General features: G+C 70.8%; 16 protein-coding genes. 13 read left to right on the top strand and 3 right to left on the bottom strand.

The features are described from left to right. Positions 1–18 precede the first annotated feature (18 nt). Positions 19–873: an acyl-CoA thioesterase domain-containing protein gene (locus tag ACFUJ1_RS14010; RefSeq protein WP_378645535.1), complete on the top strand. Its 855-nt coding sequence runs from the start codon at positions 19–21 to the stop codon at positions 871–873. Between the two features lie 2 nt (positions 874–875). On the opposite strand, the gene ACFUJ1_RS14005 is transcribed toward ACFUJ1_RS14010, so the two are convergent. Then, positions 876–1,214, bottom strand: coding sequence for a winged helix-turn-helix transcriptional regulator (locus tag ACFUJ1_RS14005; RefSeq protein WP_378645533.1), 339 nt, complete (start codon positions 1,212–1,214; stop codon positions 876–878). Between the two features lie 66 nt (positions 1,215–1,280). On the opposite strand from ACFUJ1_RS14005, the gene ACFUJ1_RS14000 reads away from it, so the two are divergent. Continuing rightward, a complete protein-coding gene (locus ACFUJ1_RS14000) occupies positions 1,281–1,694 on the top strand; it encodes a YybH family protein (RefSeq protein WP_378645531.1) in 414 nt (137 codons plus the stop codon). 88 nt (positions 1,695–1,782) lie between these two features. Here ACFUJ1_RS14000 and ACFUJ1_RS13995 read toward each other — a convergent pair whose 3' ends face one another. Beyond that, positions 1,783–2,886 (bottom strand): acyl-CoA dehydrogenase family protein, encoded by a 1,104-nt coding sequence (locus ACFUJ1_RS13995; RefSeq protein WP_378645530.1) that lies wholly within the window; start codon positions 2,884–2,886, stop codon positions 1,783–1,785. A gap of 25 nt (positions 2,887–2,911) precedes the next feature. Further along, positions 2,912–4,105: an acyl-CoA dehydrogenase family protein gene (locus tag ACFUJ1_RS13990; RefSeq protein ID WP_378645528.1), complete on the bottom strand. Its 1,194-nt coding sequence runs from the start codon at positions 4,103–4,105 to the stop codon at positions 2,912–2,914. Positions 4,106–4,270: 165 nt separating this feature from the next. Here ACFUJ1_RS13990 and ACFUJ1_RS13985 point away from each other — a divergent pair, with 165 nt between their 5' ends. The 11 genes from ACFUJ1_RS13985 to ACFUJ1_RS13935 all read left to right on the top strand — a co-directional run bounded on the left by ACFUJ1_RS13985 (position 4,271) and on the right by ACFUJ1_RS13935 (position 15,443). Beyond that, positions 4,271–4,459, top strand: a complete 189-nt coding sequence (locus ACFUJ1_RS13985) for a ferredoxin (protein ID WP_378645527.1) — start codon at positions 4,271–4,273, stop codon at positions 4,457–4,459. 43 nt (positions 4,460–4,502) lie between these two features. After that, positions 4,503–5,408, top strand: a complete 906-nt coding sequence (locus ACFUJ1_RS13980) for a 3-oxoacyl-ACP reductase (protein WP_378645525.1) — start codon at positions 4,503–4,505, stop codon at positions 5,406–5,408. A 252-nt stretch (positions 5,409–5,660) separates the two neighbouring features. Further along, positions 5,661–6,425 carry an ABC transporter permease gene (locus ACFUJ1_RS13975; protein WP_233015775.1) on the top strand — a complete coding sequence of 255 codons (765 nt, stop codon included), beginning with the start codon at positions 5,661–5,663 and terminating at the stop codon, positions 6,423–6,425. Between the two features lie 4 nt (positions 6,426–6,429). Beyond that, positions 6,430–7,281 (top strand): MlaE family ABC transporter permease, encoded by an 852-nt coding sequence (locus ACFUJ1_RS13970; RefSeq protein WP_378645524.1) that lies wholly within the window; start codon positions 6,430–6,432, stop codon positions 7,279–7,281. 92 nt (positions 7,282–7,373) lie between these two features. Continuing rightward, positions 7,374–8,504: an MCE family protein gene (locus ACFUJ1_RS13965; RefSeq protein ID WP_378645731.1), complete on the top strand. Its 1,131-nt coding sequence runs from the start codon at positions 7,374–7,376 to the stop codon at positions 8,502–8,504. After that, positions 8,501–9,529: an MCE family protein gene (locus ACFUJ1_RS13960; protein WP_378645522.1), complete on the top strand. Its 1,029-nt coding sequence runs from the start codon at positions 8,501–8,503 to the stop codon at positions 9,527–9,529. Before ACFUJ1_RS13965 ends, ACFUJ1_RS13960 begins: the two co-directional genes overlap by 4 nt. Beyond that, positions 9,529–10,617, top strand: coding sequence for an MCE family protein (locus tag ACFUJ1_RS13955; protein ID WP_378645729.1), 1,089 nt, complete (start codon positions 9,529–9,531; stop codon positions 10,615–10,617). The genes ACFUJ1_RS13960 and ACFUJ1_RS13955 overlap by 1 nt, the downstream gene beginning before the upstream one ends. Further along, a complete protein-coding gene (locus tag ACFUJ1_RS13950) occupies positions 10,614–11,888 on the top strand; it encodes an MCE family protein (RefSeq protein ID WP_378645521.1) in 1,275 nt (424 codons plus the stop codon). Before ACFUJ1_RS13955 ends, ACFUJ1_RS13950 begins: the two co-directional genes overlap by 4 nt. Further along, entirely contained in the window at positions 11,885–13,123 is a 1,239-nt protein-coding gene (locus ACFUJ1_RS13945; RefSeq protein WP_378645520.1) for an MCE family protein, read from the top strand. Before ACFUJ1_RS13950 ends, ACFUJ1_RS13945 begins: the two co-directional genes overlap by 4 nt. After that, a complete protein-coding gene (locus ACFUJ1_RS13940) occupies positions 13,120–14,526 on the top strand; it encodes an MCE family protein (RefSeq protein WP_378645519.1) in 1,407 nt (468 codons plus the stop codon). Before ACFUJ1_RS13945 ends, ACFUJ1_RS13940 begins: the two co-directional genes overlap by 4 nt. Further along, positions 14,523–15,443 carry a hypothetical protein gene (locus tag ACFUJ1_RS13935; RefSeq protein WP_378645518.1) on the top strand — a complete coding sequence of 307 codons (921 nt, stop codon included), beginning with the start codon at positions 14,523–14,525 and terminating at the stop codon, positions 15,441–15,443. Before ACFUJ1_RS13940 ends, ACFUJ1_RS13935 begins: the two co-directional genes overlap by 4 nt. Positions 15,444–15,514 lie beyond the last annotated feature (71 nt).

Genomic DNA, 15,514 nt, shown 5'->3' with positions numbered 1-15,514 from the left:
GCTGTTGTGGAGGGTGAGATGGATCTTCCGTGGGCGTTCTTCGAGCGCACCGCCGAGCGGGTGTTCACGCCGCTGGCCATGGCGGCCAGCGCGTGGTCGCCGGACATGGTGAACGGGCCCGCGCTCTGCGGGCTGCTCGCCGAGTGTCTGGACCGGGAGTACGGCTCGCCGGAGTTCATGCCCGCGCGGCTCACCGTCGACCTCTTCCGCCCGACCCTGCGCAAACCGCTCGAGATCGCCACCAGCGCGGCGCGCACCGGGCGCCGGATCGTGGTCGCCGACGCCGAGCTGCGGCAGGACGGCAATGTCGTCGCGCGGGCGAGCGCGGTCTTCCTGCGCCGCTCCGAGCAGCCGCCCGGCGAGCTCTGGACCAGGGCTGAGCAGCCCGCGCCGCCGCCCGCCGAGCTGCGCGCCGGGCCCGCCACGCACATCTGGGGCAGCGACGCGCACCCGTCGGGGTGGAGCTCGGAGCTCGGTGAGCACCAGAACGACAGCCGCAAGCGCTGCTGGCAGGAGCCGGTTCCGGTGGTGCTCGACGAGGCGGCCGGTGCCTTCGCGGCCGCCGCGATCATCGGGGAGTCGACCAGCCTCATGACGAACTGGGGGACCGAAGGGGTCGGGTTCATCAACGGTGACCTGACGCTGGCCCTGGCGCGGCTGCCGCGCGGGAAGTCGATCGGGGTGGAGGCGGACAACCACATCGGCGTCGACGGGGTCTCGGTCGGCACCGCGACCCTCTTCGACGCCGACGGGGTCTTCGGCAGCTGCATCGTCACCGCCGTCGCCAATCCGGCGGCGCAGGTGGATTTCACCCGGGAGAACGAAGCGATCGACGATCGTCGCAGGGCCGCCGCCGAGCGGCGCGGCGCGTGAGTTCAGCGGCGGCGCTGTAGCCGCTCCCCGGTTCGGTACAGCTCGGTGAGCAGCGGCCGGAGCGCCTCCCCGGCCGGGGACAGCGCGTAGCGGGTGCGCACCGGGAAGCCGGTCAGCCGCTCCCGGTCGACCAGTCCGTCGGCGCGCAGGCCGTGCAGCCGCTCGGTGAGCACCTTCGGGCTGATCTCCGGCAGCCGCGCGGCCAGGTCGCCGAACGAGCTCGGGCCGTGCATGAGTTCGCGGAGCACCAGGGTCGTCCACCGGCCGGAGATGGCCGACAGCGCCACCTCGACCGGGCAGTCGGCGTCCGGGCGCCGGGTCCGGCCGGCCTCGGTCGGCACCAATTCGGTGTCCCACCCGTGGGTTTCCGTTTGGTGAGCTACGTCCGCGGGCGCTTGGCTCGTGGCATGAGCATCGAAAACGGCACCGTCCATCCGTCCACTGTCGTCCTGACCGGGGACGCTCGGCAACACCCCGCGGTCTTCGCGGCGGCATTCAACTCCGGGTCACCGGCCGCCGTCGCCGCGGTCTACGAAGAGCGGGCTGTCCTGGTGCCGCGCCCCGGCGAACCCGTGACCGGAGCCGGGCTGGCGGCCGCCACCGCGGAGTTCCTCGCCCTCGGCCTGCCGATCGCCGTCGAGCCGCGCCACGTCTACGTCGCCGACGACATCGCGCTGCTGATCGTCGATTGGGTGATCGATGGCACCGGCCCAGACGGCGCGCCCGTGCACATCGAGGGCACCGCGACCGACGTCGCGCGACAGGGCGCCGACGGCCTCTGGCGCTACCTCATCGACAACCCGTTCGGCACCGGTGAGTAGGGCACGAGCACGCGGCAACGCACGCTGGACGCGGCTACGGATCACGTCCTCCTGGCGAGCGAGGAGCTCAACCGGAGACCGGCTCGAGCTACACCGCGGCGATATCCGCGCGGTCGGCGAAGAGGGCGCCGATGGCGCGGAGGTGGTCGGTGGCGCCGCCGAGGGCGAATTCGTTGTGCTTGGCGGCGATGAAGTAGCTCTGCACGATGTGGTCGCGGTCGATCCCGACTCCGCCGTGCACGTGCACGACGGTGTGCGCGACCCGGTGCCCCGCCTCGGCGGCCCAGAACTTGGCGGTGTGCACGGCACCCGTCGCGTCCAGCCCCTCGGCCAGCTGCCAGGCCGCCTGGGTGACCGCGAGCCGCAGCCCCTGGACGTCGATGTAGGCGTCGGCGAGCCGCTGCGCGACGGCCTGGAAGCTGCCGACCGGCTTGCCGAACTGCTCGCGCTCGCGGGCATACCCGGCCACCAGCTCCAGCGCCCGCTCCAGGGTGCCGAGCTGCAACGCGGCGAGCCCGAGCCAGGCGCGCAGCCGCAGCCAATCGAGCACGCGCGCACCGTCTGCCACGGTGCCGACCAGCTCGGCGGGGGCATCGGCGAGCACCACCAGGTACTCCGGGCTGCGGTCGACCACCAGCTGCTCGGTGATCGTGACGCCCGCTCCGGCGGGGTCGATCAGCGCGACGGCGACCGCGTCGCCCACCGCGACCGGGACGAGGATCCGCTCGGCCTGCGCCGCGAACGGCACCGTGATCAGCTCACCGGTCACCGTCAGCGCGGCGCCGTCGGCCCGCCCGGTGGCGGCCGGAACCCCGCCCCAGTTCCGCTCCTCGGCCAGCGCGACGGTGAGCAGCGCCCGCCCGGCCAGCTCGCGCTGGGATTCGGTGCCGAACTCGGCGAGCGCACCGGCCCCGAGCACCGCGGACCAGAGGTACGGCACCGCCGCCACGTGCTTGCCGAGCTCGCGCAGCACCGCGGTCTGCTCCAGCACGCCGAAGCCGTTGCCGCCGACCGACTCGGGCAGCGTCGCCGCCGGAACGCCCGCCTCGGTCAGCGCCGCCCAGAGCGGCTCGTCGAAGCGGACGGCGGCGGTGTCGAGTTCGCGCAGCCGGTCGGCGGTGACGAGCTTGCCGCACACCTCCGCGGTGAGCCTGCCCAGATCCTGCTGCGCCTCGGTGGGGGTGAAATCCATGGTTGTTCGACCTCTCCGGGGGAGTTCAGCGGGCGGCGGCGGGCTGGCGCAGCGCGGTCATGGCGATGATGTCGCGCTGCACCTCGTTGGTGCCGCCGCCGAAGGTGAGGATGAGCGCGGCCCGGTGCATCCGCTCCAGCCGCCCGCGCAGCGCCGCGCCGGGGGAGTCCTGGCGCAGGTACGCCTGCGGGCCGAGCACCTCCATGAGCAGCCGGTACGCCTCGGTGGAGAGCTCGGTGCCGTACACCTTGCAGGCCGATGCGTCCCACTGCCGCGGCGCGGCGTCGCCGCCCGCGTCGGCGCGGCTGGAGATCTCCCAGTTCAGCAGCTTGAGGTGCTCCACCTTGGCGTGCACCCTGGCGAGGTTGAGCTGCACCCACTCCTGATCGATCACCCGGCTGCCGTCCCGCGACGTGGTCTCGCGCGCCCACTCGACGGTCTGCCGCAGCGCGAGCTGCAGCGCCGCGGCGGAGGTGAGCGCCACCCGCTCGTGGTTGAGCTGGTTGGTGACCAGCGACCAGCCGCCGTTCTCCGCGCCGACCCGGGCCGAGACCGGAACCCGGACGTCCTGGTAGTAGGTGGCGCTGGTGTCCGGGCCCGCCATGGTGTGCACCGGCGTCCAGGAGAAGCCGTCGGCCGTGGTCGGCACGATGAGCATCGAGATGCCCTTGTGCTTGCGGGCGTTCGGGTCGGTGCGCACGGCGAGCCAGATGTAGTCGGCGTAGGCGATCAGGCTGGTCCACATCTTCTGGCCGTTGATCACGTAGTCGTCGCCGTCGCGCACCGCCGCGGTGCGCAGCGAGGCCAGGTCCGTGCCTGCCCCCGGCTCGGAGTAGCCGATGGCGAAGTGCAGCTCGCCTGCCGCGATCTTGGGCAGGAAGAACTTCTTCTGCTCGTCGGTGCCGTAGTGCATGATCGTCGGCGCGACCGAGTTGATGGTCAGGAAGGGCACCGGCGCGCCGGCGATGGCGGCCTCGTCGGTGAAGATGAGCTGGTCCAGGATCGGCCGGTTCTGGCCGCCGAACTCCTCCGGCCAGCCCAGCGCCAGCCAGCCGTCCCTGCCCATCTCGGCGACGACCTCGCGGTAGACGTTGCCCTCGCCGTACTCGCCGGTCTGCGCGCTCAGCGCCGCCCTGCGCTCGGGGGTGATCAGCTTCGCGAAATAGGCGCGGAGCTCGGCGCGGAGTTGTTCCTGTTGCGGCGTGTACGCGATGCGCATCGGCAGAACCTCATACTCGGATCGGTCGAGGAGAGCCACTCGAGGGGCTTCGACGGAAGTGGATTGTCCCGATCATTGCATATCGGCTGAAACATGTTCCAGTATTGATCCACGATCCGGATCGGATCCGGCGCACGAGCCGCAGCCCCGGCAGAGGAGAACTCGATGAAGATCATCTTGGATACCGACCAGTGTGAAGCGAACGGCGTCTGCGTCGGAATCGCCCCCGACGTGTTCGAACTCGATGATGACGACTACCTGCACATCCACGGCGACGAGGTGGCCGACGGTGACCGCCCCGCGGTGACGGAGGCGGTGGCGCAGTGCCCGAAGGCCGCGCTGCGGCTCTCCTGAGAATTGCTTGCGGTGAACTGGAACACGTTCTAAAGTCGGCGCCGTGAGCGAAGCAGAACCGATCCTTGCCGGGCGAGTGGCCATCGTGACCGGCGCTGGCGCCGGGCTCGGCAGGGCGGAGGCGCTCGGCCTCGCCGCCGCGGGCGCTTCGGTCGTGGTCAACGACCTGAGCGAGAACGAGGTGGTGGCCGAGACGCTGGCCGCGATCCGCGCCCTCGGCGCCAAGGCCGAGTTCGTCGCGGGCAGCATCGCCGAGCGGGAGACCGCCGACGCGCTGATCGCCACGGCCGACGAGGCATTCGGCGGGCTGGACATCGTGGTCAACAACGCGGGCATCACCAGGGACCGCATGCTGTTCAACATGTCCGACGAGGAGTGGGACGCGGTGCTCGCGGTGCACCTGCGCGGCCACTTCCTGCTCACCAGGAACGCGGGCGCCTACTGGCGCGGCAAGTCCAAGGCGGCGGGCGGCCCGGTGTACGGGCGGATCGTGAACACCTCCTCCGAGGCCGGGCTGCTCGGCCCGGAGGGGCAGGCGAACTACGCCGCCGCCAAGGCTGGCATCACCGCGCTGACGCTCTCGGCGGCGCGCGGCCTCGCCCGGTTCGGGGTGCGCGCCAACGCCATCTGCCCGCGCGCCCGCACCGCCATGACGGCGGCGGTCTTCAGCGCCGCGCCGGAGGGCGACGTCGACCCGCTGGCGCCGGAGCACGTGGCCCGGCTGGTCACCTACCTCGCCTCGCCCGCCGCCGAGGCGGTGAGCGGGCAGGTCTTCGTCGTCTACGGCCCGATGGTGGCGCTCATGGCGGCGCCCGAGGTCGAGCAGCGGTTCGACGCGGCCGGGCCGGAGTGGTCCGACGCGGGACTGGCCGAGACACTCGGCGCCTACTTCGCGGAGCGCCCCGATGGGCGTACTTTCTCCGCCAAGTCCCTGACCGACCTGGGTTGATAGCCGCCTCGTCGCCGGACCGCCGTGTTGATCACCTGTCCAGGACTGTTGATCGCGGCGGCCACGCAGGGTAGGAATGGGGTTGCGCTGTGGGGTGCCTCACAGACACCTGTCCAACTCTGAATAGACACTCGTTACAATTTCAGTCCGCAAATTGGAGGAAATCAGCACTTCAAAGTGCTGAAATCCACCTTTGAGCGGGGTGAACATGTTCTAATCATGCGAAGCAGGGTCGAGCAAGGAGGATCGCCGATGAACCCCGTCCTTGCTGTGCCCCTCAGGGCCGTCGGGGGATTCTTCGAACTCACCGCCGATGTCGGTCGCGCGGCTTTCCGCCGCCCGTTCCAGGCGCGCGAGTTCGTCGACCAGTCCTGGTTCATCGCCAGGGTCTCGCTGGTGCCGACGCTGCTGGTCGCCATCCCGTTCACGGTGCTGGTCAGCTTCACGCTGAACATCCTGCTGCGCGAGATCGGCGCCGCCGACCTGAGTGGCGCCGGTGCCGCGTTCGGCTCGGTGACCCAGGTGGGGCCGATCGTCACCGTGCTCATCGTGGCGGGCGCGGGCGCCACCGCGATCTGCGCCGACCTCGGCGCCCGCACCATCCGCGAGGAGATCGACGCCATGCGGGTGCTCGGCATCGATCCGATTCAGCGCCTTGTGGTTCCGCGCGTGCTGGCCTCGATGTTCGTGGCGCTCATGCTGAACAGCCTGGTCTGCACGATCGGCATCGCGGGCGGCTTCCTCTTCTCGGTCTTCCTGCAGGACGTGAACCCGGGCGCCTTCGTCAACGGGATCACGCTGCTCACCCACCTGCCCGAGCTGATCATCTCCGAGATCAAGGCCGGGCTCTTCGGGCTGATCGCCGGGCTGGTCGCCTGCTACCTCGGGCTGAACGTCAAGGGCGGCCCGAAGAGCGTGGGCGACGCGGTGAACCAGACAGTCGTCTTCGCCTTCATGGCCCTGTTCGTGGTGAACGTGGTCGTCACCGCGGCCGGCATCAAGTTCACGGTGCGGTGACGCCATGGCCTTCGTGATCCAGTCCCGCTTCCCGCGCACCGTCCGGCGGCTGCGCCGCAGCTCGGACTCGCTCGACGCGATCGGCAAGCAGGCCGTCTTCTACCTGCAGGCGCTGGCCTCGATGCCGCGCGCGATCACCCACTACCGCACCGAGACCATCCGGCTGATCGCGGAGATCAGCATGGGCACCGGCGCGCTGGCGGTGATCGGCGGCACGGTGGTGATCGTCGGGTTCCTGACGCTCTTCGCCGGCGGCACCATCGCGGTGCAGGGCTACAGCTCCCTCGGCAATATCGGCGTCGAGGCGCTGACCGGCTTCTTCGCCGCCTTCATCAACGTCAGGATCGCGGCGCCGGTGATCTCCGGCATCGGCCTGGCCGCCACCATCGGGGCGGGCTCCACCGCGCAGCTCGGCGCCATGCGGGTGGCCGAGGAGATCGACGCGCTGGAATCCATGGCGATCCGGCCGGTGCCGTACCTGATCGGGACCAGGGTGCTGGCCGGGATGATCGCGATCATCCCGCTCTACGCGCTCGCGGTGATCGCCTCCTTCGTGGCCAGCCGCTTCGCCACCGTGGTCATCTACGGGCAGTCGGCGGGCGTCTACGACCACTACTTCTCCACGTTCCTGATCCCCAGCGACATCCTCTGGTCCTTCGCGCAGGCCATCTTCATGGCCCTCGCGATCATGCTGATCCACACCTACTACGGCTACACCGCGGCGGGCGGCCCGGTCGGGGTCGGCATCGCGGTCGGCAATGCCGTGCGCACCTCGCTGGTCGCGGTGGTGTCGGTGACGCTGCTGATCTCGCTGGCGATCTACGGAACCTCCGGCAACTTCCATCTCTCGGGGTGACGCGGACCATGACGACGCAGCAACGCGCGGCCGAGCCGGGCCGGGGCGCCCGGTTCCTCGACCGGTACGGGCTCAAGCTCGCCGGGCTGGCGATGGTGCTCCTGCTGGTGGCGGTCGCCGCGGTGGCGCTGACCATGTTCGTCGGCGGGTTCACGCCGGTCGCGGCGGTCACGGTGCAGGCGCCGCGCAGCGGCCTCGTGCTCGACCCGGACGCCAAGGTGCGGGTGCGCGGGGTGGAGATCGGCCGGGTCACCGGGGTGGACACCACCGGTGACGACGCCAGGATCTCGCTGGCGCTCGACCCGGACCAGCTGCACCTGGTGCCGTCGAACGCCCGCGTCGACATCCGCTCGACCACCGTCTTCGGCGCCAAGTACATCAACTTCGTGATCCCGGACGACCCGTCGAGCACCCCGCTGAAGTCGGGCGCGACGGTCGCCGCGGAGTCGGTGACGGTCGAGTTCGACACCATCTTCCAGCACCTCTCCCAGGTGCTGAACGAGCTGGAGCCGGAGAAGCTGAACGCCACGCTCGCCGCGCTCGGCTCGGCGCTGGACGGCCGCGGCCAGAAGCTCGGCGAGCTGCTGAGCACCAGCGACGCCTACCTGCGCGAGCTGAACCCGTACCTGCCGACGCTGCAGCGCGACCTCGACACCACCGCCCAGGTCACGAATATCTACGCCGACGCCGCCCCCGACCTGCTCCGCGCGGTCGACAACCTGACCGTCACCGGCGGCACCCTCGTCCAGGAGCAGCGCAACTTCGACGGCCTGCTGCTGAACGTGATCGGCATGGCCGACACCACCGGCGCGGTGCTGCGCGAGAACGAGACCCAGGTGATCACCGCGCTGGAGCTGCTCACTCCGACCACCACGCTGCTGAACCAGTACTCACCCGCGCTGTACTGCCTGGTCAACGGCTTGGCCACCGCGCTGCCGCTGGGCGAGGCGGTCTTCGGCGGCGGCCAGGAGGGAGTCGCGCTGAACACCAACTTCATGTACGGCGCCGAGCCGTACACCTACCCGAGGGACCTGCCGAAGGTGAACGCCACCGGCGGCCCGAGCTGCCGGGGCATCTCCGACCGCTACCCGGGCATGCACTCGGACTACACCGTCACCGACACCAGCGAGGGCTCGCCCTACACCCCGAACACCAAGATCACCCTCGGCCCCAAGGTGTTCGAGATCCTCTTCGCGGGCATGCCGGGGGTGGGGCAGCCGTGAAACGCAGCAATGCCACCGGCATCAAACTGGCGATCTTCACCGTGGTGATGACCCTGATCTTCGCCGGGCTGGTCGTGGTCTTCAGCCAGATGCGGTTCTCCCGCGAGGAGGGCTACCACGCCGTCTTCACCAGCTCGTCCGGCATGCTGCCCGGCGCGAAGGTGCGGATCGCCGGGGTTCCGGTCGGCTCGGTGACCTCGGTAAAGGTCGACGACGATTACCGCGCGCACGTCGAGTTCGACGTCGACCGCCGGTTCCCGCTCTTCACCAGCACCAGGGCCGCCATCCGGTACGAGAACCTGGTCGGCGACCGCTACCTGGAGCTGCTGGAGGGGCCTGGCTCGGCCGAGCAGCTGCGCTCCGGCGGCAGCATCCCGCTGGAGCGCACCGCGCCCGCGCTCGACCTGGACATGCTGCTCGGCGGCTTCAAGCCGCTGCTCCGCGGGCTGGACCCGGGCCAGGTGAACGACCTGACCAACGCGCTGCTGCAGATCTTCCAGGGCCAGGGCGGCACGCTGGTCTCGCTGCTGAACAGCGGCGGCGCCTTCTCCCGCACGCTGGCCGACCGGGACGCCCTGATCGGCAGCGTGATCACCAACCTGAACACCGTGCTCGCCACCATCGACGAGCGCGGCGACCAGTTCGAGACCACCATCGCCGAGCTGCAGCGCCTGGTCAGCGGGCTGGCCGAGGACCGCGACCCGATCGGGGCCGCGCTGCCCCGGATCGCGGGCGCCACCGGCGACCTCACCGACCTGCTCGCCCAGGCCCGCCCCGATCTGCGCGCCACCATCGCGCAGACCGACCGGCTGGCCACCAATCTGAACGCGGGCGAGGCCGACGTGCAGTGGGTGCTCGACAAGCTCCCGGAGACCTACCGCAAGCTCATCCGGATCGGCTCCTACGGCTCCTTCCTGCAGCTCTACGTCTGCGAGACGAACATCGTGATGGACGGCCCGAACGGGCAGCCGATCCAGATCAACCTGCCCGGTCCGCAGACGAGTGGAAGGTGCGCGGAATCATGATGAGCGAACAGCGCTCCCCCACAGTGACAGACGGTCGTTCCACGACGATGACCATCGGCATCGTCGGCCTCGTGCTCGCGGTCGCGATCGCCCTCTCGGCGCTGCAGTTCGACCGGCTGCCCTTCATCCGCTCCGGCGCCACCTACACCGCCTTCTTCGGTGACGCGGGCGGGCTGGTCCCCGGCGACGCGGTGCAGGTGGCCGGGGTGCGCTCGGGCCGGGTCGAGGACGTCCGGCTGGATGGCGCCAAGGTGCTCGTCACCTTCAGTCTCAGTGAGTCGATCGTGCTCGGCGAGAAGACCGGCGCGGCGATCAAGACCAACACCGTGCTCGGCCGCAAGTCGCTCGAGGTCTCGCCGGACGGGCCGGGCGCGCTGCGCGCCACCGACACCATTCCGCTGGAGCGCACCAACTCGCCGTACTCGCTGAACGAGGCGCTCGGCGACCTGGCGGGCACCGTGCAGGGGCTCGACATGCAGCGGGTGGACGAGACGCTGGACGCGCTCTCGGTGAGCTTCGCCGACACCCCGGCCCCGCTGCGCTCCGCGCTGGACGGCGTGACCGCGCTCTCGCGCAGCATCAACACCCGCGACCAGGCGCTCACCGACCTGCTGGCCAGGGCGCAGCGGGTCACCGAGATCCTGGCCGAGCGCGGCACCCAGATCAACGCGCTGCTGCTCGACGGCAACGAGTTGCTCGGCGAGCTGGACCGCAGGCGCACCGCGATCAGCCAGCTCATCGTCTACGTGAACGGCCTGGCGCTGCAGCTGCGCGGCGTGATCGCGGACAACGAGGCCCAGCTGAACCCGGCGCTGCAGAAGCTGGACCAGGTGCTCGACCTGCTGACCAGGAACCGGGAGAACATCTCGCTGGCGCTGGACCGGCTCGGCCCGTTCTCCGCGGCGCTCGGCGAGCAGGTCGGCAGCGGCCCGTACTTCCAGGCGTACGTGGTGAACGCGACAAGCACCGGGCTGCAGATCCTGGTCGACTCGCTGGTCTGGCCGCAGCACCTGCCCGACTCGCTGCGCCAGTACCTCGCCGATCCACCGCCCTCGATCGGGCCCGCCGTTCAGGAGCCGCCGCGATGACCGTGCGGAACACCGTCAGCAACATCCCGCGCCGGACGCTCGCCATCGGGGCCGCGGTGCTGGTCGTCGCGCTGATCGCGGTGGCCGGGTACTTCGGCCTGCGCAATATCGGCACGACGACCGTGACCGCCGAGTTCCCCTCCACCGCGGGGCTCTACGAGGGCGACGACATCCGGATCCTCGGGGTCAAGGTGGGCCGGATCGACGAGATCGAGCCCGGCGAAGACAAGGTCGCGGTGACCATGACGCTGAACCGCGGCGTCGACGTCCCCGCCGAGGCCCGCGCCGTCCTGATCGCCCCCTCGCTGGTCTCGGCGCGCTTCATCCAGCTCGCTCCGGCCTACACCGGCGGCGCCAAACTGGCCGACGGCGCCACCATCGGGCTGGAGCGCACCGCGGTCCCGGTCGAGTGGGACGACATCAAGACCGAGCTCTCCAAGCTGGCCACGACGCTCGGCCCGGTCGGCGACGACGAGCAGGGCTCGTTCGGCCGCTTCGTGAACGTCGCCGCGGACAACCTGGACGGCAACGGCGACCGCTTCCGGGACACGCTGCGCGAGCTCTCCGCCACTCTGAGCACGCTTTCCGACGGCCGCACCGACCTCTTCGGCACCATTCGCAACCTGCAGAAGTTCGTCGAGGTGCTGAGCGCGAGCAACGAGCAGATCGTGCAGTTCGGCGGCAGGCTGGCCTCGGTCTCCTCGGTGCTGGCCGGGGTGTCGGCCGAGCTCGGCGCCGGGCTGGACAACCTGGATCTGGCCATCGTGGACGTCAGGCGCTTCCTCGACGACAGCGGCACCCAGCTCACCGACAGCGTGCAGAAGCTCGCCCAGGCCACCCAGATCCTCGCCGACAAGCGGCCGGAGCTGGAGCAGGCGCTGCACTCGGGTCCGACCGCGCTGGTGAACTTCTACCAGCTCTACAAACCGGCCCAGGGCACGCTGACCGGCGCCATCGCGCTCGCCAACCCGGGCAACCCGATGAGCTTCCTCTGCGGCTCGGTGCGCGCCCTGGAGAAGAACCAGTCCGACCGCAGCGCGGACCTCTGCAACGAGTTCCTCGCCCCGGTGATCCAGTCGCTCGGCATGAACTACCTGCCGATCATGACCAACCCGGCGACCGGCGTCACCGCCTTCCCCGACCAGCTCGTCTACAGCCCGCCGAGCCTGGCCGCCGAGGGCCCGCGGGATCAGGGTCCCGCCCCCGCGCAGGCGCCGATCTCGGTGCCGCAGGGGCTGGCCGGGCTCGCCATTCCGGGAGGTGGGCGATGAACCGCCGATGTCTGACCGTGCTCGCCACGGCCGCCGCGATCGTGCTCGGCACCACCGGCTGCGAGTGGGACGGGCTGAACTCGATCCCCATGCCCGGCGCCAAGGGCACCGACGCAGGCGCCTACCAGGTGCGCATCCAGATGCCGAACGTCACCACGCTGACCCGCAATTCGCCGGTCCGGGTGAACGACGTCGCGGTCGGGACGGTCGCCGACATCACGGTCGAGGGCTGGCACGCGCTGGTCACCGTCTCGCTGGAGCAGGACGTGCGGTTGCCCGCCAACGCCACCGCCGCGATCGGCCAGACCAGCCTGCTCGGCAGCAACCACGTCGAGCTGGCCCCGCCGAAGGACGTCGCGCCCGAGGGTGAGTTGCGCGACGGCGACACCATCCCGCTGACGCGGGCCTCGGTGTACCCGACCACCGAGCAGGTGCTCTCCTCGCTCTCGGTGGTGCTGAACGGCGGCGGCATCTCCCAGCTGGAGAACATCACCCGCGAGCTGAACACCGCGCTGACCGGCCGCGAGAGCGACGTCCGCGACCTGATCGTCCAGCTCAACGACCTCACCATCGGCCTGAACGGGCAGACCCAGAGCATCATCGCCGCCATGGGCGGGCTGGACCGGCTCGGCGGAGAGCTGGTGGCGCAGCGCGACGTGCTCGCCGCCGCCATCACCGACATCCACCCGGCGCTCACCGTGCTCGCCGACCGGCGGGCCGAGATCACCAGGGCGCTCACCGCGCTCGGCGACCTCAGCGACGTCACCGAGCGGATCATCGACGCCAGCGGCGACGACCTGAAGGCCAACCTCGCCGCACTGCACCCGGTGCTGCAGACGCTCGCCGACACCGGGCACAACCTCACCGAGTCGCTGAAGATCATCGCGACCTTCCCGTTCCCGATGAAGAACCTGGACCGGGCGATCAAGGGCGACTACCTGAACCTCTTCATGACCCTCGACCTGACCGCGGCCAGGCTGGACTCCAACTGGCTCACCGGAACCCCGCTCGGCGGCCGCTTCGGCGGGATCGAGGGCGTGCTCGGCACCATCGCGCCGGAGACCGCGAGCCAGCCGGGCAACCCCGCGCTCGGCCCGCTCGCCACGCCCGACCAGGCGCCCGGCCCGGCCCCGACCATTCCCGGGCTGCCGCCGATCCCGGGGCTGCCCGCCATTCCCGGCCTGACCGTGCCGCTGCCCGGAGCACCGGCCGCACCCGGAGGTGCCGGGCAATGACGCTCACCCGTTTCGTCCGCATCCAGCTGGTCATCTTCGCGATCCTGACCGCGGTCGGGCTGATCATCATGGGCGGCACCTACGTCGGCGTGCCCGCCATGCTCGGCATCGGCCGCTACCAGGTCACGGTGCAGCTCGCCGCCACCGGCGGGCTCTACCCGAACGCCAACGTCGCCTACCGCGGCACCAATGTCGGCAAGGTGCAGGAGGTGAAACTGACGCCCGACGGGGTGGACGCGATCATCTCCATCGACAGCGACCACAAGGTGCCCTCCGACGTGGACGCCTGGGTGCGCAGCGTCTCGGCCATCGGCGAGCAGTACGTCGACCTCATCCCGGCCGAGAATCGCGGCGACGACGGCGATCTGCGCGACGGCGACGTCATCCCGGTGAACCGCACCAAGCTGCCGCAGGACGTCGGGTCGCTGCTCGACCAGACCGACCGGCTGCTCTCCAGCGTCGCCGACACCAGGCTGCGCCAGGTGATCGACGAGTCGTTCCGCGCCTTCAACGGCGCTGGCCCCGACCTGCAGCGCTTCATCGACTCGGCGGCGCTGCTAGTGCAGGAGGCGCAGAGCAGCGTCGAGCCGACCAAGCAACTGCTCGACCAGATCGGGCCGCTGCTCGACACCCAGGTGCAGTCGGACGCGAACATCAGGAGCTGGACCGCCGACCTCGCCACCGTCACCGACCAGCTGCGCGCGCACGACCCCGCGCTGCGCAATATCCTCACCGAGGGGCCAGGAGCGATGCAGCAGGTCACCGACCTGTTCCAGACGCTGCGCCCGACGCTGCCGCTGCTGCTCGCCAACCTGGTGAGCGTCGGGCAGGTCGGCACCATCTACCACGCCGGGCTGGAGCAGATCCTGGTCGTCTACCCGCCGCTGGTTGCCGCGCTGCTCACCGCGGTGCGCGGGCCGCTGGAGTACGGCGCGATGGTCGACTTCATGTTGACCGTCAACGACCCGCCGCCCTGCACCACCGGCTTCCTCCCGCCCGAAGAGCGCCGCGACCCCACCCTGCTCGACATCCCGGACACCCCGCCCGGGCTCTACTGCAAGGTGCCGCAGGACGCGGCCGAGGCGGTGCGCGGCATCCGCAACACGCCGTGTCAGGAGTACCCCGGCAGGCGCGCCCCCACCCCCGAGCTCTGCCGCACCGGCGCCTACACCCCGCTCGGCAACAACCCGCCCTTCGGGCCGCCGCAGCCGGTCGAGCCCGCCGCCTACACCGGTGGCTCCGACGGCACCGCCGTCACCCCCGCCTCGGCCCGCGCCTACGACCCCGGCTCCGGGGTGTACATGGGCCCCGACGGCCGCTCGTATCGGCAAGGCGACGTGGCCGACGGGTCGGGCACGGTACCGTCGAGCTGGCAGGCGATGCTCGAGGAGCAGCAACGATGAGCGAGATCAACGACGACAAGCCGCGTGCTCGCCGCCGGGCGCTGCGCTCGGCGGGGCCGCCGCCCGCCGAAGGCGGGGACGTCTCGGGTGCCGCACCCGAGGTGACGGTCTCCGGTGCCGGTGAGCCCGGTTCCGCGACGGTGACCGCCGAGGAGACAATCGGCTCGGCGTCCACGCCCGGCTCCGACGCGGTGCCGACGAAGGCAGAGTCTGCGGTATCCGAAGCCGCGCCCGCAGAGTCCGCAGCGACGAAGCCTGCGGCGGCAAAGCCTGCGGCGGCGGAGGTCGCGGCGACGAAGCCCGCGGCGGCAAAGCCCGGAGCGGCGGAGGTCGCACCGGCGAAGGCAGGGGTGGCGAAGCCTGCGGCGGCGGAGGTCGCGCTCGACAAGGACGCCGACGAGACCCCTGCGCCGGAAGCGGCGACTCCGGCCCGCTCCTGGAAGCGCCTCGCCCTGACCGCCGCAGCGGCAATCGCCGCCATCGCGATCGCGGCGAGCGCAGTCCTCACCACGCTCGCGGTCCGCGAGAACGACGCAAGGGACGAGCGCCGCAACGAGTACCTGCAGACCGCCCGCCAGACCGTCCTGAACCTGACCACGATCCGCGCCGACTCCGCCAGGGAGGACATCGACCGGATCCTCTCGGTCGCCTCCGGCGACTTCAAGACCGAGTTCGACGGCCGCGTCGACCCCTTCACCGACATCGTGCAGCAGGCCAAGGTCGTCTCCACCGGCGAGATCGTCGAAGCCGCCCTCGAGCGCGACGACGAGAACTCCGCCCAGGTCCTCGTCGCCGCCAAGCAGACCCTGACCAACGCGGGCCAGGCCGAGCCCCAGACCCGCTACTACCGGTTCCGCGTCACCATCGCCCGCGGCGACGAGGGCCTCACCGCGTCGAAAGTGGAGTTCGTGGCATGAGCGAGTCAGGCCCGGAGACGGAAGCGAAGCGTGGCCGCGGAGGGCCCTCGCTCAGGCCGAGTGGATACAGC

This window comes from Nocardia sp. NPDC057227, from assembly GCF_042669725.1.
Taxonomy (GTDB): domain Bacteria; phylum Actinomycetota; class Actinomycetes; order Mycobacteriales; family Mycobacteriaceae; genus Nocardia; species Nocardia asteroides_A.
Note: the sequence above shows the minus strand (reverse complement) of the source record. Positions and strands in the feature narration are given on the sequence as shown.